This window comes from Chryseobacterium sp. MMS23-Vi53 (assembly GCF_047651245.1).
Taxonomy (GTDB): domain Bacteria; phylum Bacteroidota; class Bacteroidia; order Flavobacteriales; family Weeksellaceae; genus Chryseobacterium.
In genome coordinates this window covers 335,236-358,497 of sequence record NZ_CP180265.1, presented here as the reverse complement: position 1 = coordinate 358,497, position 23,262 = coordinate 335,236, and the positions used below count along the sequence as shown (strand labels likewise).

Sequence of the window (23,262 nt, the reverse complement as noted above, 5' to 3'; positions counted from 1 at the left end):
TGCGTTTGTCGTCATTCCAAAAGCAACGATTGCTGCTGTTAATAGTATTTTTTTCATGTATAAATTTTAAAATATTTGCCAACGAATTCCTATTTGTCCTCTGCTTCCGTACCACTCGTTCGATGTGATTCTCTTCTTATTATCACCCATATAAAGCCTTAAGCTTTCGTTACTTAAGTTGTTTAATTCAATGAATATCTTCACTTTTTTGCTGATGTCATAACTTGCAGAAAAATCAACCGTAAAGTTTTTATCCGACCAGATGTAATATTGTGGACCTAAAGCCTGATTAATAGTTTCAACCGATTTTCCTCTGTAATTTCCTGCAAGACGAATCATTAGCTTATTGCTTTCATAATATAAGATCGCATTGAAAAGGTTTTTAGACTGATTCGGAAGTGTTGTTTTATCAAAGTACTGAACTCCATTTGTTGTTCTTGGAACATCAACGCTCGAATCGATAAAAGTATAATTGAATTCAACTCCAAAACCGCTCCAGAAATTCGGTAAAAAATCAAGGCGTTTGTTGATTCCCACTTCAAATCCTACCAAATTGGAGTCCTGAAGATTTTTCGCTTGAGTCACCATATAGTCGTTACCATTTAAATTCATAATAGAGGTGTCCGAAAAAACGATGTCTGAAATCTTTTTATAAAAGACACCTCCTGAAAGAATTCCAATATTGTTAAAGTAATATTCGCCCATCAAATCGAAATTGTGACTGAAAGTCGGCTTCAGATCCGGATTTCCTCTCGTAATCTTGTTCGGACTTGAGGTATTGTCAATACTCGATCCTGGAGACATATCACCAAAATTTGGTCTGATGAATGATCTTGTGTAAGCAAACCTTAAACTCGCTTTTGGTGAAAAATTATAACGTAAATGAAGCATTGGAAGAAAAGCATTATAGTTATTTTCTACAATCGATTCACTTATTACTGTTGTTGCAGGTGTGCCTTCTTTGGTTGCTTTTGCTCCATTTAAAGTTAATCTTGTTGTTTCATTTCTAAAACCTCCGACTATTTTAAATTTATCACTTGCTTTAATTTCAGCCATTGCATATGTTGCGAAAACATTTTCTGAACCTGTATAAACACTTGTTGCATTGGTTTCAGCATTCGAATAATCTTTAAAACCATTTTGCTGTAAAAATTCAGGAGAAAACATTTGGAAAAGCTGATCTTTTGTTGGCGGATTCATGATGTACTGGCTGTAATCTCCGTTCATTCCGTTTAGGAAAGTCGTGCCTTTTGGCGGTTCGTTTGTTGTTAATTGTGATAAACTCAACAAAGCCGGAGAATTCGGAATTCCTAAAGATGCAGTCGGAAGGAAAACAGCGGTATAACCATAAGTACTGTTTCTATCTTTTTCTCGGTATTTTGCACCAATTTTTAATGTAATATTTGAATTAATATCATATTTTACATTAAATCTCGCAATTTTATCTCTTTCATTGTTATCCAATTTTGAAATCACCAATTGAGAAAGCAATAATTTATCGGCACTCATTACCTCACCCAGATTCGCTGTATCTGAGCTATAATCAAGATATTCCCCTCCAATTCCATTGGGTGAATCGAAGCCCCAATAACGTTTTCCATCACTTGAAAGATTGGTAAAGCCACCCGTTATTTTTTGCCGGAAAGTCGCAATTGGAAGTCCTTTAATATCATTGGTTGAAGGCGTATCAAGGAAATATTTTGCCTGATAATCGCTTAACATCCAATCGATATTTAACTTTGGTGAAATACTGTGTTCCCCTCCCAGTTCCATTCCATATAATTCCGTTTGATAATGAGAATATCTGAAATTGTATTGATAACGCGTGTTTATATAATCAACATAAGACTCATAAACCGGGCGAATATCATCAAACTTATTGAACATTCCACGGAAATAAATTTTATTATTTGGATTAAATTTATATTCCAAACCTCCATTCAAACCAATTGTTCTACGCGTTCCCATATATCGTTTCATCATCACCGTGCTGATGGATTTTCTCTGTGTTTCGTTTGTAGATGCCGTGTTGTACGTCACATCAAAAGAATCTGCGCCCCATTGTCTGTCCCAAATCGCTCCTGACAAAATTATACCTAATTTATTTTTAAAAAATCGGTCTCCATAAACAATTGAACCATTGTACGTTGCATTTTGCGAAAAAGTATTATAACCTCCTGCTCCACTTACACTTAATGTTTTCTTCGCCGGAGCTGTTCTTGTAATAAAGTTGATACTTCCACCAATCGCATCACCATCCATATCGGGAGTTACAGCCTTTGAAACCTGCACAAACTGAATAAGTTCCGAAGGGATAACATCCAAAACAAAAGATCTGTTTCCTAAAACATTTGCACTTGGAAGCCTGTTCCCGTTGAACAATGCGGAAGTCCAGGCAAAAGGAGTTCCACGAACGGTCGCCTGATCTGCTTCACCGTGATATCTCGCAACCGCCACTCCTTGAACCCTCTGCACCGCTTCTGCAGCATTTCTGTCCGGAAGTTTTCCAATCGCGTCGGCAGCAATAACTTCCATAATAGCATTATTATTCTTCTTGATTTCATAGGCTTTTGCTTGAGTTAAAACATTTGGTCTGGAAATCACAACTTGTTCGATATCTTTTACTTTATCCTTGCTTTTCTTTTCTTCAGGTGCAATGGTGATATACCCCAAATCGTTTGTTCCTTCTTTTATCGTGATCGGAAAAATTTTCGTTTCATAACCGATATATTCAACTTTAATATTGATTTCACCCAATTTTGGAGAAAGAATATTAAAATCTCCATCCAATGATGAAACTGTTTTCGCATTGGCATCTACAATCGAAATATTTGCTCCGGGAAGTGCTCCGTTTGTTTTGCCCACAACAGTTCCTTTGATTGTCTGTGCGTGAATGGTTCCAAAAGATGCCATCAGGAAAAATGCAGAAATCTGGATGATTCGAGATTTTTGTTTTGAAAAACCAATAGAATTATTCATAGGAATTTTTTTATGGCAAAATTGGGCGAATCATATTCAGCTTTCGTCCAAACGAAAAAACCATATTCTAAAACGTACCACTTGTTGGTTTGATACTTTTAATTAATTGATTTTTAAATATTTAAAGCAATTAAACTATTTGTTATTTATTTATGAACTCAATATTAAATCATGAACTAAATTTTTAATAGATAAATAATAAACTTCTCAATGATAAAAAGAAGATTATGTATTTATTTTGTGAAAACCTAAGGAAGAATGCAATACATAGTTATCATTGGGGCTTTTCAGGCGTTGGTGGCACTTTGGCTTTTACAGTTCAGAGAGAGAAAATCACCTTCAAATTATCTGTTTATTTGTCTGCTTTCTGCAATCGCTGTTCATCTTACCATTAAGTTTGTGATCTTCAATTTTATCCCCGATGAAAGTATCAGACAGCAGATGAATACCTTTATTGGTGCGTCTTACGGGCCTTTAATCTATCTCTATACTTTAAGCAAAATCAAAAAAGATTTTTCCGTTGCCAAAAAATGGTACACTTTCATTCCGCTTTTTATTTTGATGATAGGTTATTTGACGGTTTCCTGCGTGTTTTTTGTATTGAATCGTGTTGATCAAAAACTGCTTGATTTATATAATGATATAAGTTTGTATATTCTCTTCACCATTAATTTTTATTATCCATTAAAAAGCCTTTTAATCATTAATAAAATTCAATACAAATTTCTTGAAAAAATTGAATATGACATCATTACAAGAATTTCTTACTGTATTCTTTTCATGGAATTGGGCGTAGTTGCTTCAAAAACTTTGCTTTATTTATATCCTGAAGAAAATCATTTAATTAATATTTCAATAAGAACTATAGCCTATTTTTTATTGCTTGTCATTTGTCTTTTGATTGTTAGAAAAAGCTTTAAAACAGAAATAACACATTTTCAGGGAATCAATGCTCAAAATGATTTTAAAGTTGCTGTTAATCAAAATTTTAACGAAGAAAAAATATCATTAAATACGGTTGATTACGAAATGAAATTTAGTGAGCTTTGGCAAAAAATGGATCAGTCTGTCAAACAGAAGCAATTATTCCGTGATTGTGATTTAAACCTTGATCAATTGGCCTTAAAAACCGAAATTAATAAATATCAGATCAGCGAAATGTTGAATGGTTATAGGCAAAAACCTTTCTATCGTTACATCAACGAATATCGTATCGAATATTTTATAAATATGGTTGAAAAAGCAATCGAAAAGAATGAAAATATTAATTTTTTATCGTTTGCTTATGAAGCTGGTTTTAAATCTAAATCATCCTTCAATCGTTATTTTAAAGAAATAATGGGCAAAACTCCGTCTGAATATTATAAAAGTTTAATTAATGAAATCAAGCAGCAGAGTCTGGAAATAAGTGCATGAAAATGTAAATGATGAGTCTTCAATTTGCTTAGCTTGTGATTTTTTTATGTTTTTTTATTTTTTGTGGTATAATTTTTTTAATCATGGTCAGGTTTTTGAATAATACTTTAAACCAAATTACTTAAAATTTAATATTATGTCTACAGAAAATCTTTCGCATTTGGATGCGATTAAAAAAATCAAGGAACTATCAGAAAACGCAAAAATTTGTATGTTTTGTACTGAACTAGAAACTCTTCCGATCAATTCTCGTCCAATGACGCTTCAGGAAACCGATAACGAGGGTAATCTCTGGTTTATCAGTAGCGATACCAGCAACAAGAATTTTGAAATTAAAGATGATCGTAGAGTTCAATTGTTTTTTATGAATAACGGTGATTATCAATATCTTTCCATATTCGGCGAAGCTTCTATTTATAAAGACAAAACTACTATCGAAGAAAAATGGTCACCCATGGCAAAAGCCTGGTTTGAAGATGGAAAAGACGATCCTAAAGTTTCCATCATTCGTGTAGAACCTTCAGAAAGCTATTATTGGGATACAAAAGCTGGAAAATTAGTAAGCCTGTTCAACTTTGTTGCGAATGCAGTTACTGGAAATACAACGGATAATTCCGATGGTGTAGAAGGAAAAGCAAACATTTAGAGTGAATTTTGAATTATCAATTCGCTTTGTTTATAAATTTTTTAAACATTAAACTATAAAAAAGCAGTGAAAAATTTTCACTGCTTTTTTTCATCATTTGTGTATTTTTTATTACCATTTATTAAGACCTAATAGTTTTTTTCCTAATTCAGAAAGTTCTGCAATCGGATAATTTTTCTCTCTCTGCAAAGGATCTCCAGGAAAACCGTCTCCATCAGGACAAATTCTGTCATGCCAAGAATTCAGTCTCCACTGGCGAAGCTCTTCATTATCTTCATCGGCAGGAACCATCGAAATATATTGTGCAACACGCACTTTATCTTCACTATTATTTGCACGAATTCCGTGAGGTTCTGAGCTGTTGAAAATCAACAAATCTCCGGCTTCCATTTTTACTTTTGTAGGCGTAAAACCAGTTGTATCAGGAATAAAACGGTGACGATCTTCAGGCTGCGTCAGCTTCCAAGTATCGTAATCTCTGAATAATTCCGGAATACATTGAAATCCACCCATATTTTCATCCGTCTGATCCGCTAAAGCCAAAACTCCCTGCACATATTGCGGCTTCGTTTCCGGGTCATAATCCCAATGAATAAAGCCTTTGTACTCAAAGCCAGGACGAATCGGGAAATTCAAATTTGCCCGGTCAATACTCACCCAAAGATTATCCGTTCCCCAAATATCTGCAAAAGCCTGATGGAGTTTAGGAGCTTGTCGATTTTCCCACAAAACAGGAGCGTTATACACCTCCACCATTCCGGCGTTGTTTAGCTCCTTCATTTTGTGAGCAGTTTGTGGCACAGTATACCACGTTTCTTTATCATTTGGGTCTTTACCTTCGTATTCCCAAAGAAAAGCAGCACTTTTTGCAGCCTGTTCTTTAGAAATTACATTTTTTATAACAATATATCCGTTTTCGATCCAAAATTTCCAGTCTTCTTCCGAAAGAATTCTCAGAGGTTCATTATTTTCTCTTGTCGAAAGTTTTGGATTATTTTTTGTAAGCGTTGAAGGATTTCCAGGGTTCGGCTCGCCTTTTTTTCCTCCCATCATTCCACCCATCATATTCATCATTGGTGCTGTGTCTTTTGCTAATTCTTTTTCCATGTTTTTAATATTTTTATTTGTTACTGAGACAAAATTCAAGATAAAACTAATGGTAGAATTTATCTGAAATGATAATTTCTTGCTCTGTATTGACAAATTTTCATTTAATTTGTCTTTAAAGAAATAAACACAACACAAATGAAAATAGAAAAAGAAACGATTCCTTTTGAAGAGGAACAATCTTTCAAAATCCATACACCTTGTTTCAGAAACTATTTTTTCTGGCATTATCATCCTGAAATTGAATTAGTTTACGTAGAAGCCATTAACGGAATCAGCCACGTTGGAAAGCATATTTCGGGCTTTGTCGGAAGTTATTTGGTTTTAATTGGACCCAATATTCCTCACCTCAATTTTGATTATGGTATTGAAACTGAATACAAACAAATTGTCGTTCAGTTAAAGGAAAAATTCTCAGAAAACACCATCATTTCCACACCTGAATTCAATAATATAAAAAAACTACTCGATCGCTCCAACCTTGGCATGTCTTTTCACGGTAAAACCAAAGAGAAAGTTGCTGTAAAACTTAAAGAAATAAAAGAATTAAAACCTTTCGATGCTTTGATGGGTTTAATAGGAATTTTTAATATTCTTGCGAATTCCAATGAATTTAAATTGTTAAATGAAGAAGATACAAGTGTAAAATTCTTTTTAAACGATAAAATCCGAATGGGAACAGTTTACAGCTATATTCATGAAAACTATGATAAAAATCCTGATGTAAACGTAGTTGCTGAAATGGTTCATTTGAGCACGTCTGCTTTTTGTCGTTATTTTAAAAAGCAAACGGATATGACCTTCACAGATTTTGTGAATCAATACAGAATTAATCAGGCGAAAACGTTGTTGCTTTGTGATGTAAGTGTTGCAGAAATCGCTTATAATGTGGGGTTTGAAAGCATTTCTTATTTCAATAAATTATTTAAAAACCTGATTGGAGAAACGCCGACGGAATTTAAAAAGAGAAATAAATTGAATTAATTTTAAACAAGAAAAACTCTCGCAGATATAATAATCTACAAGAGTTTTAACAAGATTAAATATTAAAAAAACTACTCTACTTCAAAAATAGCCTGAATCTCAACAGAAGAATTTACCGGAATTGAAGATGCTCCAAACGTTGCTCTTGCATGTTTTCCTTTGTCTCCAAAAACTTCGACAGCCAAGTCAGAAGCTGTATTCATCAAACCTGCATGATTGGTGTAATCATCTTTTGTATTGAAAATTCCCGTAAGCTGAACGCATTGTTTTACTTTGCCTAAATCTCCACCAACAGCATCATTTAGAACCGACAAAACATTCAACATCGTAACTTTCGTCGCATCTTTTACCTGCTGTTCGTTTACATCAACACCTAATTTTCCTCCATTGAAAATTTTTCCGTCTTTTAACGCAACCTGATTAATAAAAATAAGATTTCCCGAACGTACAAATGGCTGATAATTTCCTGCCGGTTTTGGAACTTGTGGCAAAATAATGTTCTTTTCTTTTAAAATTTGATTGAAATTATTTGATTTTTCATTCATTACAACCTCTTTCTTATTGAATATTCCTTTTAATGCTAAAGCCACTTTTACAAAATTTTTTCCTTGAAGCTGAGCCAATTGCCTTTCATCCTTTGTTGGTCTTTCAACATCTTTCAAAGAAGACATTGTAGTGGTTCCTAAAACAGTATTTCCTTGTGGAATTGACTTATTAATTCCTTCATAACCACGGATTCCATTGGAAACTAAAACCATTCCGTGAACGGCAAGACTATTCCAGAAAGACTGAAGCGCCAATTCTTTTCCTGCCCCACTTCCTGCAGACATAAAGACCGTCGCCGGCATTCCTTCTAACGCATGATTTGTCCAAAGATTGACAGTTTTAGAAAGAAACTCACTCATTCCAGTACTTATATTTCCAAAATAAACGGGCGAACCGAAGGCAATTCCATCATAATTGGGAAGCTCTTCTACTGTTGCCAAAGAAATATTTTTAAGTTTTTGATTGGGTGAATCTTTAACCAATTTTATTGTTGCCGTAGCATTATTTTCACTTTCGATACCTTTTGCAACTTCTTTTGCCAACTCATAAGTTCCTCCATTATCTGAATGAATAAGAACTAATACTTTAGCTTTATTTTGAGCCATTATATTCGTGAAATTTATTAATAGAATTACAATAAATAGAGAACTAAATTTTTTCATTTTGAATGTGATAAATTTTAACATTGCAAAATTACTAATGACGTTTTTATTAAATTTGCCAAAAAGTTTATGCAAAACGACAAGATAAAATGTGGTTTAACTGAACAAACCGATAGTCAATTTGTAGATACCATTGAAAAAGAGGCTTATGTTTGGTGTGAAAAAGACTGGAACCACGATCAATACGAGCATTCTCACGAACGTGCTCAATTAACTTTTGTGGAAGAAGGCTATCAGTATTTTCATATTGACAGGAAAATTTATCTTGTTCCACAAAATCATGTGATTTGGATTCCATCTAAAAAAGCGCACAAAATTACTTCAGAGGCAAAGGCTGTTAATCTGATGGTTTTTCTTTTCAAAACTGTTTTTAATAAAAATTTTTATCAGAACGTTCAGGTTTTTTCTGTTCCGCCAGTTTTGAAAGAAATGCTACTTTATGCTTCTAAATGGAATAAATCTTTAAGAGAAGATGAAGAACAGGATATATTTTTTAAAGCAATTTTAAGAAGTCTTCCTAATTTTTGTAAGGAAAGCAATTATCTTGAAATCCCTGTTCCTACAGATGAAAGATTGATTCCTGTTTGTAATGATTTAAACATAAATTTTAAGTATAATTTAGACATAGAAAACCTCGCTGAAAAAGCAAAAATGTCGGTAAGAAGTTTACAGAGAATATTTAAAAATGAAACTGGAATTACACTTCAGAAATATCATCAGCTGGTTAGAATTTTGAAAAGTATTGAACTAATTGATACGCAACAATATACTTTAAGTCAAATATCATATTTAATTGGCTATCAAAGCTTATCTGCTTTTACTTCATCTTATTTTGCCATTATGAAATCTAAACCAAGGGTTCTAAAAAAACAAAAATAACCTGGTAAATTTATGTTATTTGTGTTTTGATTCTCAATCTACCAGGCTCCTAAAATTTAGAAATAATTTGTCTTTGGTTTGGCGAAATAATTTATAGTTTTCATGGTTAAGTTTGTGCAAAAATAATTCAACAAACATAGATTACAACTATTACTTTCCTCTTGGAAACTAGTTACCAGTAAGAAACTACCTTGTTTTTTCACTACATTTGTCATCCATTTTTATAATACCATGAAAAAAGAGCCTATTTACAACACGACTGTTTTATGTAAAACAAGAATTGGTGCGATTAAAGATGCTATGGAAATTCTTTCCGGTAAATGGAAATTCCATATTATCGGGACTTTAATGCAGGACAAAAAAATGAGATTTATGGATCTGATCCGTGAAGTTGATGGAATTGCCGCAAAAATGCTTTCCAAAGAATTGCAGGATCTTGAAATGAATCATTTGATTTCCAGAACAGTAATCAGCACAAAACCCATAACGGTAGAATACGAAATCACAGAATACGGAAAAACTCTTGCTCCGATTCTTGATGAAATCGCAAAATGGGGAATCGAATACCGTGAATCTTTGTATAAGAGGAAATAAAAAAATTACGGGCGAATTGAGTTCTGCCCGTAAATTTTAAACTAAATTATATTAAACTTCAATTTTCGTCAAATGCCCATCTTTATAACAATAAAATTCGTAAGCAGGTTCTTTCCTAAAAGTGAAAACTTTTTCTAGATTGATCTTATCGTATTGATTTTTTAAAGTTTCATATTTTTCTTTCAAATGATCTGGAAGTTCATCAGGATTGATTGGTCTTTCAACTTCAAAACCATCATCAAAGGCAAATTCTATTACAAAATCGGTATTTCTCCAGGAAATAACAGATTCGGATTCATTCTGACCACGATTCGTAGAAAAAGCGATTTTATCTTGTTGAATAATTTTCTCTGAAGTGCCCATCAACAATACAATTCCCGACAAAACCATTGCGCCATACCCTATTTTTTTGAATAAAAATTCGCTTAAATATGGAAGAATATGTTTTACAGTGTAGGATGAAATTATAGTTGCAACAGCAATCGTTAAACCCAACCATAATGCAGTATTGGAGTATAAACCTAATGAAATGTAAATTATTAATTTAATCAGATGCAAAAAGATTTCATTTGCAGCTCTTGTCGCTACGATTTCTTCTTTTTTTAAACCAAATCTTAAATAAAAGCGATTAAACAACAATCCAATTGCACCTGTAATTCCGGAAACAAAACCTGCACAAAATCCGATGATTATTAATAAAAACTTCGGATAAGGTTTCTGATTTTCTTTTTCTGACTTTTTTGATTTAAATAATTCAGGTAAATTTAGAACTAAAAAAAAAGCGACAATTAACTGTAAATAATTAGGATTGACGTATTTAATCAGCCAAGCTCCCAATAAAACGGCTGGAATAGAAAATGGGACAAACCAAAGGAAAATCTGCCATTTGATGTGTCTTTTGAAAACAGCAATTCTGGAAGCCGAACTGGTGAAAGTTCCGATTGTTAAAGAAAATGGTACAACAGAACTCGGAAGCATTAAATTTAAAATTGGAATTAAAATCAAACTTGCTCCACCACCACAAATCGCGCTGATCCAAAAAGCAACAATAGTTCCTACAAACAGAAGAATTATCTGAAAAATCATACCCGAATTTTAAAAATTTTTGACGAAGCCAATTCCCGCATTTCCCTTTTGATAATAAGGCATAATCATTACTTGAGATTTTTCTTTCTTTCCTCCCAAAAGGTTATTAATTTTCGGATACAGCCAATATGCCAGTTCCGTAGAAAGAATACCGAAACCAGCCCCCCCAATCACATCACCAAACCAATGTTTGTTGTTCAACATTCGGTAAACTCCCGTGAAAACGGCAAGAGAATAGCCTGAAATACTTAATAAAAAGTTGGTGTCTTTATATTCGCGAAACATAAATTGAGCCGAAGCAAAAGCAATCGCAGTGTGTCCCGAAGGAAAAGAAAGCGTGTTCGACTGATCGGGTCTTTCCTCTTTTACAGCATGTTTCAAAGGAATTGTAATTGCTGAAGTAATCAACATCGAAGTTCCGTAAATGATACTTCTGTCCCTGAAATTGTGTTTCCCTTCAACGCCAAAAGCATTCAGTCCATACACCAAAACAGCAGGTGCAAATTGTGTATAGTTGTCGAGCCTGATATGATCTGGTTTGTGTTCGCTGATCTCGTATTGTGTTGAAGCATTCAGTTGTTTTAGATCATCAATCGCTAAACTCGCCACTCCATAAGATATCAAAGCTGCCGGAATGATGAGTTTTTTATAGCTTAACTGATGCGTTTTGTCTTCTGAATAATTTTTTATAATAGATGTACTATCCTGAATTTTTTCAACTTGTAAACTATCTTGTTGAGCATGGATTCCATGAAGGCTTATTAACATAAAAAATAAGCCGGAAAGTAAACACTTCATAATTGAATAATGTATTATTAAACTTAATTACTAACACAAAATTGCAATTGAATTTAGAAGAAATTTAGAATAATTACTGTTAAATATGGTTAAAAATTATTTTTCTTTCATTTTACCATTTTTAAACCTTTCACTTGCTGTCTGATAATAAGAAATTGTCTCTGCAACAAGATCATCATTCTTGAAATTAACCTCCGAAAGCGACTGATCTGCACCCGAAACATTGAATTGTTTCACTCTTTTTCTGTCGTCAATTTGGGTGAATAAATTGTTCTTCAAAAGCCCTAAAGTTCTATAATTTCCAAGGAAAGCTCTTTCGTCTCCAGGCTTCGTTTGGTTAATGTCTTTTCCGTATAAACTTGTTTTATAATTCCAGTTCAGATAACCGAATAAAGTCGGCATCAAATCGATTTGAGAAGTCAAACGATCGATTTTTTTAGGAGCTTGATTTAAGTTATAAATAATTGCAGGAATGTGATGTTTCGCAATATTAATTTCCCATTTTCCGGCGCTGCTCGCACAGTGATCGGCAACAATTACAAAAACTGTATTTTTAAACCAAGGCTTTTTTCTTGCATCAGCAATAAATTTTCCTAAAGCGTAATCTGTATATTTTACGGCTGCATCTCTGTCTCCTTGTGGAAGATCAATTTTTCCGTTCGGGAAAGTATATGGTTTATGATTTGAGGTCGTCATTACAAATTGAAAGAAAGGTTTCTTTGCTTTTGCATTTATATCAGCATATTTTAAAGACTGCTTATAAAGATCTTCATCACAGATTCCCCATGCATTTTCGAAACTTACTTCGTTATCTTTTATCATGTATCTTTTTGTCTTAATCTCATCAGACAAAGGATTTCCTCTATCTCTGTCCACAATATCAAAGCCTTGTCCGCCAAAGAAATTGTTCATATTATCAAAATATCCATCCCCTCCGTAAATAAAGTACGGATGATAATTTTTTTCTTTTAAAATTGTAGAAATCGAAAATAAATTCTGGTTATTTGGTCTTCTCACGATACTGTTTCCAGGAGTTGGAGGAACACATAAAGTCAATGCTTCCATTCCTCTTACAGTTCTTGTTCCGGTTGCAAATAGGTTGGTAAAGAAAATACTTTCATTCGCCATTTTATCATAATTCGGAGTAAGATTTTGCTTGTTTCCGAAAGATGTAAGAAATTCAGCACTGAAACTTTCAATTGCAATTAAAATAATATTTGGCTTTTGTTCAGTACTATCTCCTTTTGTTATTCTCGAAATATCATCATATTTTGAAGTCGCATATTTTTGATTATTTTGTAAAAGGCTTTGTTTTAAAGTAGAATAAGCTGCTTTATCTGACAATTTGGGGTAAAATGTTTCGTAATCTAGTTCATTTGATTTAAAAGCAGTTACGAACGAAAATGCTCCATTTTTTCCAAGTTCATTTACAACTAAATTATTGCTGAAATCGGCCTGTTTATTTTTCATAAATAAGCCTAAAACTCCAGCTAGAATTAAAGCGGGAACGATGTAAGATGCTCTTTTCCCTATTGATATTTTATCCGAGAATGTATTTTTAAAGATTTTGAACTTTTTAAATAGAAAAAATGTTAATACAATTAATCCTACCAAAACAGCAATAATTAAAGGCAAAGGATAAGATTGATTAATATTTTCCACAACCTCATAAGTATAGATCAGATAATCAACCGCGATGAAGTTGAATCTTACTCCAAACTCATCCCAGAAAGGAATTTCGGCTAGTAAACTGAAGTAAATGATAATAAAAATAAGACTTAAATAAAAATAAGTAAAACTTTTATCAAACAAAGATCCTATCCATTTTTTAGGCAGGAATAAAAGATAAATTCCGTACAAAGAGAGCATTAACAATCCCATTGTAAGGTCGAAACCTAAGCCTGTAAAAAATGCTCTTAATATGTAAATTGGATTAAAATCTACATCTTTTGAAGACACAATAAGAAATGAAATTCTTATTAATAAACACAAAAAAATATATAAACTTAAAACACTGAAAAATGTTGAAAATCTTCCTTTAAATAATTTTTGTAATTTTCCTGAAGCCATACTTTATCTTTAAAAGATACAAAGTAAAGACTCAATTTAGAAGAAATTTAGAATTTTTAGAAAATCACAACAAAAATGTGATTATTGTTTTCAAATTTATAATCAATTGTCCAGTTTTGTGATTTACAAATTTCCTTTATAATGGCCAGTCCAAGACCACTTCCGTTACTATCTGTTGACAATCTTGAGAAACGTTTAAAAAGAAGATCCTCATCTAATTTTTTGTCCCCAGAATTCACAACTTCGAATTTTTTTTCTGATAACTTTATCAAAATTACCCCGTTTTTTGGAGTATGACGAATTGCATTGATTAATAGATTATTAATTAAAACCTCTGTTAAGCTACTATTTGCATTTACTTTGACATTAGCAGAAATCTGAGATTTTACAGAAATACTCTTCTGTTCAAAATGTTCTTCTAACATTTCAATGCTTTGACTTACCAAAAGATTAAGTTGAATTTCCCCCGAATTATTAAACTGACTATTATCAATTTTTGCTAACAATAAAAGATTTTTATTAATTCTTGAACTTCTTGTTAATGCCTTGTTTATATCTTCAACAATTTCGTATTGCTTTTCCGTAAGATTCTCGTTTTGAAGTAAAATATCAAGTTTATATTTAATAATTGCTAAAGGGGTTTGTAATTCGTGAGAAGCATTTTCTGTAAATTCTTTTTGAGTTTTATATACCGAAATGCTATGTTCTATCAGCTTATTCAATGATTGATGAAGTTCTTCAAATTCAATGGTATTTGTTTTTTCAAATTCAATATTATTTTGATGATTCAGGTTAAAATCTTTCAGTTTTTCCAATGTATTTCGAAAAGGAAGCCAGATCGTTTTGGAAAGTCTTCTGTTTAAAAATAACAACCCAACGACGATCATAATAAAGAAAAAAGTAGTCGTAATCGCAATTACACCAATAGTTTCTTCAGACTCCTCAATATTGGTTTCAATCGTTAGGAGAAAAGGTTTATTATTAATGTAAATAACCTTTTTCAAACATCTATATCTTTCATTTTCAACATCTGCCGAAAAAGGTTTTGGTCTTTCTACCGTAAAATATAAGTCTTCTTTTAAATTATTAAACGAGATTTCCTCAATATTTGTTTCAGGCTGAATTTGTCGCCATAAACCAATACTTTTTTCCAATTCCTCGTCCGAAAGCTTAAGATGATTAAATTCGTAAGCGGTCTTTTCAGCAATGGTTTTGTTGTGTTCATCAAGCTCGTTTTTCCAAATGGTATCAACAACCAAAAAATAGACGGGAATACTGATGACCAAAATAATAAGGACATAAATTAGAAAAGGTCTGGTTGCTTTGCTTAAAAGGCGTTTCATGTAAAATGACGTAATTTTAGTTTTTCAAGAGTGAATCGTCAATTGTGAATTTTATCCCATAATATTGACAATTGACATAAAATAATTCACAATTCATCAGTTTCATCCATTCGCTTCCCATTTATAGCCTGTTCCGTAAACTGTTTTCAGATAATGTTCACAACCTGCATCATTCAATTTTTTCTTAAGATTTTTCACGTGTGCATAAACAAAATCATGATTATCCAACATATCTGCAAAATCTCCTGAAAGATGTTCTGCTAAAGTACTTTTTGAGATAACTTTATTCTTATTTCCAATAAAATAAAGCAAAAGATCAAATTCTTTTTTGGTCAACGCGATAGACTGATTATTTATAGAAACCGTTTTCGCCAAAATATCTATCTCCAATTCATTTTGTTTGACAATATTAGAATTATTAAACTGTTTTCGACGAATGATAGAATATATTCTCGCCATTAATTCAGACAAATGGAAAGGTTTTGTTAAATAATCATCTGCGCCCATCTGAAGACCATTGATTCTGTCATCCAAAGCATTTTTTGCAGAAACAATGATCACTCCATCTTGCTTATTTTGTTTCTTTATTTCTTTCAAAATTTCAAGCCCATTTCCGTCAGGAAGCATGATATCCAGTACGATACAATCGTAATAAAACGTTCCGATTTTGTTCATGGCTTCGGTGAAAGTAGTCGCAAATTCACATAGATAATTTTCCTCGGAGAGATATTCTGCGATGCTTTTTGCAAGTTCTGTTTCGTCTTCTATGATCAGGATTTTCATTTGGCTAATTTACATAATCAATTTTGAAGAAAATTTGAATTAAATATAATAAAAATGAATTATGGTGTCTCGTCATGAGGCATGTCAACAGGTTTTGATTCCGGAGAGCCCTTTTCCCGAAGCCATATGGAGAGGATAACAAGCGATGCAACCGCCAGAAATTCACTTTGCCAGTTTTGGAAAGATTCAAACCAAAATCTTGATTGTGAAATATAATCCAATGCAGTAGTTGTAGGTTGATTTTTCATAATTTGCTCTTCATTAAAATCTTTAAGGCTTCCATAGAAATGCAGCGAAAAACTTACTATAAACAAGATTGCAAAAGCCAATGACAAAGAATGCTTGTAAATGGCAAGCAAGACTCCTCCCTTCTTTACAGGCCAAGGTGCTTTTGGATGAGGTTTAGGTTCATTATCGACCTCCTCTTTTTCTTCTAAAGATTTAGATTCACTGGAACCTTTTTGCCTTAAAGAAATTGTTAAAACAACATATAGCATCATCTGGAGAAATTCACTTTCCCAATTCTCGAAAGTGGCTTGTATAAAGTGCCCGCTGTGAATATATTGCGCTAAACTTAACAATGCCTTTCCGTTTTCTGACAGTTCTTTATTTTCTGTTTTCCAACCTGTAAGAAATTGACCGAAAAGACAGGAAATCATTAAAATTATTAAGACAATACTTAAGCTATTACGATAAAAAAAATTCTTCTTAGCCATCTTTTTAGTTTTGATGTTAAAAATAAACTTGAGCCAAAAATGACCCAAGTTTCTATATATAAAATTATTTGAGATTCAGTGAGTCGCTTTCTGGCGAACCACTTTTTTACAGCTTTTTATCCGTTTACGATAAGACCACCGTTGGGATGAAGAGCCTGCCCCGTAATTTGCGCTGCATCATCACTTGCCAGAAAAAGAAAACTTGTCGCTATCTCTTCGGTAGAAGCATTTCTTTCCAGAGGTGGTTTGCTTTCATCTTCTTCCTCTTCCCCGAAAGTTTTTTCCGTTAAAGGTGTTGCGACGGGTCCGGGAGCAACGGCATTTACACGAATTCCTTTAGACTTTGCCTGTAAGGCTAAAGATCTTGTGAATGAAACAATTGCACCTTTTGTAGCTGAATAATCCAACAATTCTTCGTGTCCCTGATAAGCGGTTGCAGACGTTGTATTGATGACCGAACTTCCCTGTTTTAAATAAGGAAAAACAAATTTCGTCAACAAAATCATTCCTATAATATTAGAATCAAATGTTTTACGAATATTTTGTTCTTCCATATTTTCAATATTATCGGTAGGAAACTGGACTCCGGCATTATTAATTAAAATATCAATCCCTCCAAATTCCGAAGCTACTTTTTTCGTGGTTTCTTTACAGAACTCAGAATCATTAATATCACCTTGAAAAATGACGGATTTTCTACCCAATTTTTCAATTTCTGCTTTTGTTTTTTCAGCATCTCCTTTATCAGAATGATAAATAATTGCAACATTGGCTCCGTGATGCGCAAAAAGCAGGGCTACAGCCTTCCCGATTCCACTGTCTGCACCGGTAATAAGAACGGATTTATTTTCTAATTTTAATTCCTGCATATTAAAATTTTTACTTTAAAATTAACATCTGATTCATTTCGCTTTTAAAACATCCCAAAATAAATTCAGTATAATACAATTGGGCGTTTAATGCTTGAGTTTTTGGATGTAATTCTAATTTTTTAGTTAAAATTATTTCGCCTTTGTAAGCAAAAGAGAAATAGGCAAAAATTTTATACATTGAATTTCTTATGGGTGTACAATACCCTGTTGTCGCAATCGACCAGTCCGATTGGAAGAGTCTTGCGGCATTCAAAGCCATAGTTTCTGCGATATTTTCTGAAACACAATCGCATTCTTCAGCTTCGTCTTTATCTACATTCAGCAACCTTACTTTTTCAGATATAGTATAAGCCGTCATTCCGCCTTTGTAAAAAAGTGAAGCATTGGGCATTTGTGAAAAAGCAAGCTGCAAACAGCCTGATGTAACGCTTTCTACAATAGAAATCGTTTCATCTGCAGTCATTAGAGACTGGCTGATATATTCTAAAAGATTTTTTTGAAATTCCATAATTTTAATATTTTAAGTGGTGTGAAAGGTGTGATCTTATTTAAATTTTACTCTATTTTTAAATATTTCGTTCGATTTCTAAATCCCAGACTCTGTGCTGTGAAATAGCATTTATAAATTTATCCGCAGAATTATTATCTTCCCAAGTTATAATTGCAGGATCATCATGTTTTTTTGCGGCGACATTACTGTTTTTGTACAAGTTCTCAGTTCCGTTGCCGAAAGAAATTGCTTTACAATGCATATACGCTTCATTGATAAAATGCAAAACTTTATGCCTATTTTCGGGAAGGGAAAGTTCTTTTACAGAATCTTCTCCAGCACTGATATACAATGCATCAAAGCAAACACTTGCAGTATTGGTTAAAGTATGTTTCGGCGTTGCAGAACTACCGTCGTTTAATGTAATAGGTGCTAAACTTGGAGCAATAACCTGTACTTGCGCACCTGCATTTTCGAGTTTTGTTTTTAAATCGTTAAAAGAGTTTGCATCCGCTCCATTTCCTGCAATAAATCCGATAACTCTTGTTTTAATGGTATTTTTAACAGTGTTCTGCATGCTCAAAGCATCAGAAGTTTTGGTGTGAGATTCTCGTTCTTCACTTTGAAGTTCGGAAGCATCTGCATCGGCAGGAATACTTTGATTTGGTGAGTCTAATTTTTTAACTTTTAAACCTAATTTTGCAGCAACTTTTTCCGCTAAATCTTTATCGATAAATGCCAATTGACCAACCATTCTTTCGCGGATTTCAGGAATTGTAACTTTTGATAATTCAAAAATCAAAGCATTTTGTAAATGTCTTTTTTCCGGTTCGGATTGGCTATTGTAAAATAATTTTGCCTGAGAATAATGTTCAACAAAACTCAAACTTCTTTCCCTGATTTTCGTTCCTGAAACTCTCTCCTGATGCGATGTAAAACCACCTTCGGACATCATTGCCTGATATGGACATCCGCCACCGATAGAATTGGGTTCGTAGCTTACTTTTCCTTTCACAATTTGCTGTCTCATATGTCCATCACGCTGATTGTTGTGAACGGTATTGATTGATTTATTAATCGGAATTTCATGGAAATTTGGAGATCCCAATCTCGACAATTGTGTGTCTGTATATGAAAATAATCTTCCCTGCAAAAGTGGATCATTACTGAAATCTATTCCGGGAACGAGATGTCCCGGATGAAAAGCGATCTGCTCTGTTTCTGCAAAAAAGTTATCCGGATTTTTATTTAATGTAAATGTTCCGATGATTTCTACGGGAACTTCCTCTTCAGGAACCAGTTTTGTAGGATCAAGAAGATCAAAATCAAACTTATCTTCATCTTCTTCGGGAATCAGTTGTACACCGAAATCCCATTCCGGGAAATTACCGCTATCAATGGCATCCCAAAGGTCTCTTCTATGAAAATCGGGATCGACACCAGAAATTTTCTGAGCCTCGTCCCAAGCCACAGAATGAACACCCAATTTTGGTTTAAAATGAAATTTAACAAAGTGAGATTTCCCCTGTTCATTGATAAATTTAAAAGAATGTACTCCAAAACCTTCCATCATCCTCAAGCTTCTAGGAATGGCTCTGTCACTCATTACCCACATAATCATGTGCATACTTTCGGGCATTAATGAAATAAAATCCCAAAATGTGTCATGAGCCGATGCAGCCTGCGGAATTTCGTTGTCGGGTTCAGGTTTTACGGCATGAATAAGATCCGGAAACTTAATCGCATCCTGAATGAAAAACACTGGAATATTATTCGCAACAAGATCATAATTTCCTTCTTCCGTATAAAATTTTACAGCGAAACCGCGTGCATCTCTTGCAAGATCAGAACTTCCTCTGCTTCCTGCAACGGTAGAAAATCTTACGAAAATTGGAGTTTCTTTACCAACATCCGATAAAAATTTTGAAGTGGTATATTCTGCAAGACTTTTAGTTAATTTAAAAACGCCGTGTGCGCCTGAGCCACGTGCATGAACAATTCTTTCAGGAATTCTTTCGTGGTCGAAGTGAGTAATTTTTTCCCTTAAAATAAAGTCCTCCAATAAGGTTGGACCTCTATCTCCTGCTTTCAGAGAGTTTTGATTATCATTAATTTTTATTCCCTGATTGGTTGTCAGTTTTTCATCTTCATTGGATGTACTGTGCAACTCGAGCTGATCTAACTTTTCATTAGTTTGTTTAATGTCTTTCATATCTTAATATTTTTGTTGGTGTGGTGTAATTTCTTTTTTTAAACAATCAAATAAAAGTCATTATTCTTTATTTCAAAGGTTTTTAAATAGAGTTAATAGCAACGATTAGAATCAAACCGTTTTGGTTGTACTCTTTCAATCGTTGGTATTGGATGTAAAAGAACTTTTGTGTTTTGTGAAATGATACTCTATCAAATTTACTTATTTAATAGAGCTGAATTTTATGACCTAAGTCATGTTTGAGGCTTTAATAAAGGATTTTTCGGTTTTCTATCTTTATCTTTCCTTCTTTTTCCATCTTTTTTAAAGTACGGATTACTGTTTCGACTCTTAAACCTACAAGATTTGCCATTTCCTGTCGGGTTAACTCAACATTAAAACATTGTTCGCATTCGCCATTATGGTAACTTTTAAGGTAATCCAGCAAACCTTTTAAACGATGCACAGGATTTTGGGAAGCCAAACCTTGCAACATAAGAGATTTAAAATAAAGTCTTTGCGAAAGACAGGCATTCATTTCTAAGGAAAGATGAGGGTTTTTATCCAGCATTTCAAAGAAATTCTTCTTGGGAAGCCTCATTAATTCGACAGGTTGTACGCAGATCGCATTCATTCCATGAAATCTTTCCAAAAAAAGAATAGAATCTCCAAAACTCTGATTTTCACCCAGTAAATTTTGGATAAATTCTTTTCCTTCTTCATCATAATTGTTAAGCTTTACTTTTCCACTTACAATCTGATAATAATAACCTGCATTTTCTCCTTCCCGAAAAATAACATCTCCTTTTTTATAAGTTTTACTTTCGGCACCAAATGAACGAAGCACATCTTGGTCGATATTCATGCAACTTATTGTTTTCATGGCTTTTTCTTATTTTTTAATATAAAATTTTACGATCCTTTATTTTGAGCAGATTGTTCCGCTCCATTGTTTTTATAGTTCTTATAGCAGTTTCTACACAAAGACCTGTGAGACTTGCCATTTGTTGTCTTGTTAATGGAATCGTGAAAGTATAAGGCGTTTTATCATCCTGAAAACTTTTAAGATAATCCATTAAATTTTTAAGTTTAAACGCAGGACTCTGCGAATACAGATTTTGCGTCATTACAGTTCTGAAATACAATCTCTGAGCCAAAAATGCATTCATATCCTGACAAATTTCAGGATTCAGCTTTAAAAGATTTAAAAATATAGGTTTAGAAAGCTTTAGAACGCTACATTCAGTGATTGCAATTGCGTTCATTGGATATAATTTATCGATAAAAAGCAAAGATTCTCCGATGCTTTGTCCATCTTCCAGAAGTGTCTGAATAATTTCTTTCCCTTCTTCACTGTAATTATTAAGTTTTACCTCTCCACTTACAATTTGATAGTAAAAGTTAGGAATATCTCCCTCATTGAAAATGCTTTCCGAGGGTCTGTAATTTTTTATATTTGCTCCTGCTGAGTGCAAAATTTCTTCTTTAATAACCATTTTAGCTGTTTACTGTTTCTTTAATTCAAAATTTTGACATCTGAAGTAGAAATAAAATTGTGGTGTTTAATAAGTATGCAAAAATCGAACCTTTACATTAAAAACAAAGTTAAATTTTAGTTATTTATTGGGAATAATTTAAACGTAATGCTTTTTTTTAATTTAATTTATAAATTATTATTTGTTTTCATGTACTTTCTTCACTTCAATACATCTTTTTTCTCTAATTAAATCAAAACTGATGTCATAAGGAATAATTACCTATTTTTTCTAAAAGGTAATAAAGCGGATAAAAAAATCAAACCCGTTTTAATTGATAAAAACGGGTTTAAGAATTAATGATGGGGCAAAATTTTATTTCTTGACGGCTGTTTTCATCGTGTCCGTTCGTACTGCAGAAGTGGTATCTACAGCTGGAATAGTGTCTGACGGAGCAGGAGTAACCGTTGTTACGCTGTCTGTGGTAACGACCGTGGAGTCTGTTGTAGTAGTTGATGTTTCTGTTTTTTTGTTGCAACTCAAAGCTACGACTCCTAGTAGAGCCAGTGATAAGACAAATTTCATAATTTTATATTTTAAGTGGTGTGAGAATCAAAGCTAGAGATTTATTATTATAAAATTTATGACTTGGATCATATTAACAAAATAAGTCCTCATTTAGCGAATTTTTTAGTTCCTGCAACACAGAGAATTACACCAACTGTTACACCCAACATTCCGATGCTTACCTGCTCATGAAGTACATATGCTGCCAAAGCCAATCCGAAAAACGGCTGTAAAAGCTGTAGTTGTCCGACCGTGGTAATTCCGCCCTGCGCCAAACCTTTATACCAAAATATAAAACCAATAAACATACTGAACAGAGAAATGTATCCTAACCCAAACCAACTCTGAAAGGAAATTATTTCTACATTTTCAGGAAAATAGATAAAAAATAATGGTAACATTAATGGTAATGCCAAAATCAAAGCCCAGGAAATAACTTGCCAACCTCCCAATGTTTTCGATAATTTTGCACCTTCCGCATATCCCATTCCGCAAAGAATTACTGCTAATAACATCAAAATATCGCCAATAGGAGAAGCCGAAATTCCTTGTGCAATGGCATAACCTATAACTAGTGAACTTCCAATGACTGAGAAAACCCAAAATATCGGATGTGGTTTTTCTCCTCCGCGAAAGACTCCAAATAAAGCGGTCATCAATGGCAGCATCCCTAAAAATACAATTGAATGTGCCGAAGTTAAATATTGCAATGCCATCGCCGAAAGTAAAGGAAATCCAACAACACAACCAATCGAAACTAAAATTAATGGAAAAATCTGATTTTTCGTAGGGCGTTTTTCTTTATAAATCAATAAAACAGAAAGTGCTAAAACTCCAGCAATTCCTGCTCTTGCAATTGTTACAAAAAGCGGCGTCATTTCCATTACGGCTAATTTTGTTGCAGGCATTCCCGCACTGAAAAGCAAAACTCCGATAAAACCGTTGATCCACCCACTCACCGACTGATCTTTTGAAATTGTATGTGTTGTCATTTTTTTTAATCTTATTTAATGCTTCAAAATTATTAAGGTTAAAAAAATAAACACAGTCTCAGTTTT

Annotated in this window: 21 protein-coding genes; 5 read left to right on the top strand and 16 right to left on the bottom strand. The window is 33.3% G+C overall.

All coding sequences use genetic code 11. The features are described from left to right. Nucleotides 1-66 precede the first annotated feature (66 nt). On the bottom strand, nt 67-2,979 hold the full coding sequence (locus ACKX2A_RS01625) for a TonB-dependent receptor (RefSeq protein ID WP_415327276.1): 2,913 nt from the start codon (nt 2,977-2,979) through the stop codon (nt 67-69). 258 nt (nt 2,980-3,237) lie between these two features. On the opposite strand from ACKX2A_RS01625, the gene ACKX2A_RS01620 reads away from it, so the two are divergent. Next, the gene (locus tag ACKX2A_RS01620; protein ID WP_415327275.1) at nt 3,238-4,395 is read left to right on the top strand and encodes a helix-turn-helix domain-containing protein; all 1,158 of its coding nucleotides are present in this window, start codon (nt 3,238-3,240) and stop codon (nt 4,393-4,395) included. 136 nt (nt 4,396-4,531) lie between these two features. Continuing rightward, entirely contained in the window at nt 4,532-5,041 is a 510-nt protein-coding gene (locus tag ACKX2A_RS01615; RefSeq protein WP_415327274.1) for a pyridoxamine 5'-phosphate oxidase family protein, read from the top strand. A 111-nt stretch (nt 5,042-5,152) separates the two neighbouring features. On the opposite strand, the gene ACKX2A_RS01610 is transcribed toward ACKX2A_RS01615, so the two are convergent. Continuing rightward, nucleotides 5,153-6,148: a phytanoyl-CoA dioxygenase family protein gene (locus tag ACKX2A_RS01610; protein ID WP_415327273.1), complete on the bottom strand. Its 996-nt coding sequence runs from the start codon at nt 6,146-6,148 to the stop codon at nt 5,153-5,155. A gap of 138 nt (nt 6,149-6,286) precedes the next feature. On the opposite strand from ACKX2A_RS01610, the gene ACKX2A_RS01605 reads away from it, so the two are divergent. Beyond that, on the top strand, nt 6,287-7,132 hold the full coding sequence (locus ACKX2A_RS01605; RefSeq protein ID WP_415327272.1) for an AraC family transcriptional regulator: 846 nt from the start codon (nt 6,287-6,289) through the stop codon (nt 7,130-7,132). Nucleotides 7,133-7,203: 71 nt separating this feature from the next. Here ACKX2A_RS01605 and ACKX2A_RS01600 read toward each other — a convergent pair whose 3' ends face one another. Then, the gene (locus ACKX2A_RS01600) at nt 7,204-8,283 is read right to left on the bottom strand and encodes an Atu1372/SO_1960 family protein (protein ID WP_415327271.1); all 1,080 of its coding nucleotides are present in this window, start codon (nt 8,281-8,283) and stop codon (nt 7,204-7,206) included. 126 nt (nt 8,284-8,409) lie between these two features. On the opposite strand from ACKX2A_RS01600, the gene ACKX2A_RS01595 reads away from it, so the two are divergent. Both ACKX2A_RS01595 and ACKX2A_RS01590 read left to right on the top strand, forming a co-directional pair. Continuing rightward, a complete protein-coding gene (locus tag ACKX2A_RS01595; protein ID WP_415327270.1) occupies nt 8,410-9,219 on the top strand; it encodes an AraC family transcriptional regulator in 810 nt (269 codons plus the stop codon). Between the two features lie 231 nt (nt 9,220-9,450). Next, nucleotides 9,451-9,813 (top strand): winged helix-turn-helix transcriptional regulator, encoded by a 363-nt coding sequence (locus ACKX2A_RS01590; protein WP_415327269.1) that lies wholly within the window; start codon nt 9,451-9,453, stop codon nt 9,811-9,813. A 51-nt stretch (nt 9,814-9,864) separates the two neighbouring features. Here the strand turns inward: ACKX2A_RS01590 and ACKX2A_RS01585 are convergent, their stop codons facing one another. From ACKX2A_RS01585 to ACKX2A_RS01525, 13 genes are all read right to left on the bottom strand, one after another. Next, complete coding sequence (locus ACKX2A_RS01585; RefSeq protein ID WP_415327268.1) at nt 9,865-10,899, bottom strand: sulfite exporter TauE/SafE family protein; 1,035 nt, start codon at nt 10,897-10,899, stop codon at nt 9,865-9,867. A gap of 9 nt (nt 10,900-10,908) precedes the next feature. Further along, nucleotides 10,909-11,697, bottom strand: a complete 789-nt coding sequence (locus ACKX2A_RS01580; protein WP_415327267.1) for a phosphatase PAP2 family protein — start codon at nt 11,695-11,697, stop codon at nt 10,909-10,911. A 96-nt stretch (nt 11,698-11,793) separates the two neighbouring features. Then, on the bottom strand, nt 11,794-13,656 hold the full coding sequence (locus ACKX2A_RS01575) for an LTA synthase family protein (protein WP_415327266.1): 1,863 nt from the start codon (nt 13,654-13,656) through the stop codon (nt 11,794-11,796). A gap of 167 nt (nt 13,657-13,823) precedes the next feature. Beyond that, nucleotides 13,824-15,110, bottom strand: coding sequence for a sensor histidine kinase (locus tag ACKX2A_RS01570; RefSeq protein WP_415327265.1), 1,287 nt, complete (start codon nt 15,108-15,110; stop codon nt 13,824-13,826). A 102-nt stretch (nt 15,111-15,212) separates the two neighbouring features. Then, the gene (locus tag ACKX2A_RS01565) at nt 15,213-15,893 is read right to left on the bottom strand and encodes a response regulator transcription factor (protein WP_415327264.1); all 681 of its coding nucleotides are present in this window, start codon (nt 15,891-15,893) and stop codon (nt 15,213-15,215) included. A 59-nt stretch (nt 15,894-15,952) separates the two neighbouring features. Further along, on the bottom strand, nt 15,953-16,609 hold the full coding sequence (locus ACKX2A_RS01560; protein WP_415327263.1) for a DUF6766 family protein: 657 nt from the start codon (nt 16,607-16,609) through the stop codon (nt 15,953-15,955). 116 nt (nt 16,610-16,725) lie between these two features. Then, nucleotides 16,726-17,478, bottom strand: coding sequence for an SDR family oxidoreductase (locus tag ACKX2A_RS01555; RefSeq protein WP_415327262.1), 753 nt, complete (start codon nt 17,476-17,478; stop codon nt 16,726-16,728). A gap of 10 nt (nt 17,479-17,488) precedes the next feature. Then, the gene (locus tag ACKX2A_RS01550) at nt 17,489-17,989 is read right to left on the bottom strand and encodes a CinA family protein (protein ID WP_415327261.1); all 501 of its coding nucleotides are present in this window, start codon (nt 17,987-17,989) and stop codon (nt 17,489-17,491) included. A gap of 58 nt (nt 17,990-18,047) precedes the next feature. After that, entirely contained in the window at nt 18,048-20,183 is a 2,136-nt protein-coding gene (locus ACKX2A_RS01545; protein ID WP_415327260.1) for a catalase, read from the bottom strand. Between the two features lie 247 nt (nt 20,184-20,430). After that, on the bottom strand, nt 20,431-21,045 hold the full coding sequence (locus ACKX2A_RS01540; protein ID WP_415327259.1) for a Crp/Fnr family transcriptional regulator: 615 nt from the start codon (nt 21,043-21,045) through the stop codon (nt 20,431-20,433). Nucleotides 21,046-21,061: 16 nt separating this feature from the next. Then, complete coding sequence (locus tag ACKX2A_RS01535; protein WP_415327258.1) at nt 21,062-21,658, bottom strand: Crp/Fnr family transcriptional regulator; 597 nt, start codon at nt 21,656-21,658, stop codon at nt 21,062-21,064. Nucleotides 21,659-22,012: 354 nt separating this feature from the next. Beyond that, nucleotides 22,013-22,222 (bottom strand): hypothetical protein, encoded by a 210-nt coding sequence (locus ACKX2A_RS01530; protein ID WP_415327257.1) that lies wholly within the window; start codon nt 22,220-22,222, stop codon nt 22,013-22,015. 89 nt (nt 22,223-22,311) lie between these two features. Further along, a complete protein-coding gene (locus ACKX2A_RS01525) occupies nt 22,312-23,196 on the bottom strand; it encodes a DMT family transporter (protein ID WP_415327256.1) in 885 nt (294 codons plus the stop codon). Between the last annotated feature and the right edge of the window lie 66 nt (nt 23,197-23,262).

What these genes read in the sequence shown, in the direction of transcription:
- ACKX2A_RS01625 (WP_415327276.1), bottom strand. Translation starts at nt 2,979, where the DNA reads ATGAATAATTCTATTGGTTTTTCAAAACAAAAATCTCGAATCATCCAG.
- ACKX2A_RS01620 (WP_415327275.1), top strand. Translation starts at nt 3,238, where the DNA reads ATGCAATACATAGTTATCATTGGGGCTTTTCAGGCGTTGGTGGCACTT.
- ACKX2A_RS01615 (WP_415327274.1), top strand. Translation starts at nt 4,532, where the DNA reads ATGTCTACAGAAAATCTTTCGCATTTGGATGCGATTAAAAAAATCAAG.
- ACKX2A_RS01610 (WP_415327273.1), bottom strand. Translation starts at nt 6,148, where the DNA reads ATGGAAAAAGAATTAGCAAAAGACACAGCACCAATGATGAATATGATG.
- ACKX2A_RS01605 (WP_415327272.1), top strand. Translation starts at nt 6,287, where the DNA reads ATGAAAATAGAAAAAGAAACGATTCCTTTTGAAGAGGAACAATCTTTC.
- ACKX2A_RS01600 (WP_415327271.1), bottom strand. Translation starts at nt 8,283, where the DNA reads ATGGCTCAAAATAAAGCTAAAGTATTAGTTCTTATTCATTCAGATAAT.
- ACKX2A_RS01595 (WP_415327270.1), top strand. Translation starts at nt 8,410, where the DNA reads ATGCAAAACGACAAGATAAAATGTGGTTTAACTGAACAAACCGATAGT.
- ACKX2A_RS01590 (WP_415327269.1), top strand. Translation starts at nt 9,451, where the DNA reads ATGAAAAAAGAGCCTATTTACAACACGACTGTTTTATGTAAAACAAGA.
- ACKX2A_RS01585 (WP_415327268.1), bottom strand. Translation starts at nt 10,899, where the DNA reads ATGATTTTTCAGATAATTCTTCTGTTTGTAGGAACTATTGTTGCTTTT.
- ACKX2A_RS01580 (WP_415327267.1), bottom strand. Translation starts at nt 11,697, where the DNA reads ATGAAGTGTTTACTTTCCGGCTTATTTTTTATGTTAATAAGCCTTCAT.
- ACKX2A_RS01570 (WP_415327265.1), bottom strand. Translation starts at nt 15,110, where the DNA reads ATGAAACGCCTTTTAAGCAAAGCAACCAGACCTTTTCTAATTTATGTC.
- ACKX2A_RS01565 (WP_415327264.1), bottom strand. Translation starts at nt 15,893, where the DNA reads ATGAAAATCCTGATCATAGAAGACGAAACAGAACTTGCAAAAAGCATC.
- ACKX2A_RS01560 (WP_415327263.1), bottom strand. Translation starts at nt 16,609, where the DNA reads ATGGCTAAGAAGAATTTTTTTTATCGTAATAGCTTAAGTATTGTCTTA.
- ACKX2A_RS01555 (WP_415327262.1), bottom strand. Translation starts at nt 17,478, where the DNA reads ATGCAGGAATTAAAATTAGAAAATAAATCCGTTCTTATTACCGGTGCA.
- ACKX2A_RS01550 (WP_415327261.1), bottom strand. Translation starts at nt 17,989, where the DNA reads ATGGAATTTCAAAAAAATCTTTTAGAATATATCAGCCAGTCTCTAATG.
- ACKX2A_RS01545 (WP_415327260.1), bottom strand. Translation starts at nt 20,183, where the DNA reads ATGAAAGACATTAAACAAACTAATGAAAAGTTAGATCAGCTCGAGTTG.
- ACKX2A_RS01540 (WP_415327259.1), bottom strand. Translation starts at nt 21,045, where the DNA reads ATGAAAACAATAAGTTGCATGAATATCGACCAAGATGTGCTTCGTTCA.
- ACKX2A_RS01535 (WP_415327258.1), bottom strand. Translation starts at nt 21,658, where the DNA reads ATGGTTATTAAAGAAGAAATTTTGCACTCAGCAGGAGCAAATATAAAA.
- ACKX2A_RS01530 (WP_415327257.1), bottom strand. Translation starts at nt 22,222, where the DNA reads ATGAAATTTGTCTTATCACTGGCTCTACTAGGAGTCGTAGCTTTGAGT.
- ACKX2A_RS01525 (WP_415327256.1), bottom strand. Translation starts at nt 23,196, where the DNA reads ATGACAACACATACAATTTCAAAAGATCAGTCGGTGAGTGGGTGGATC.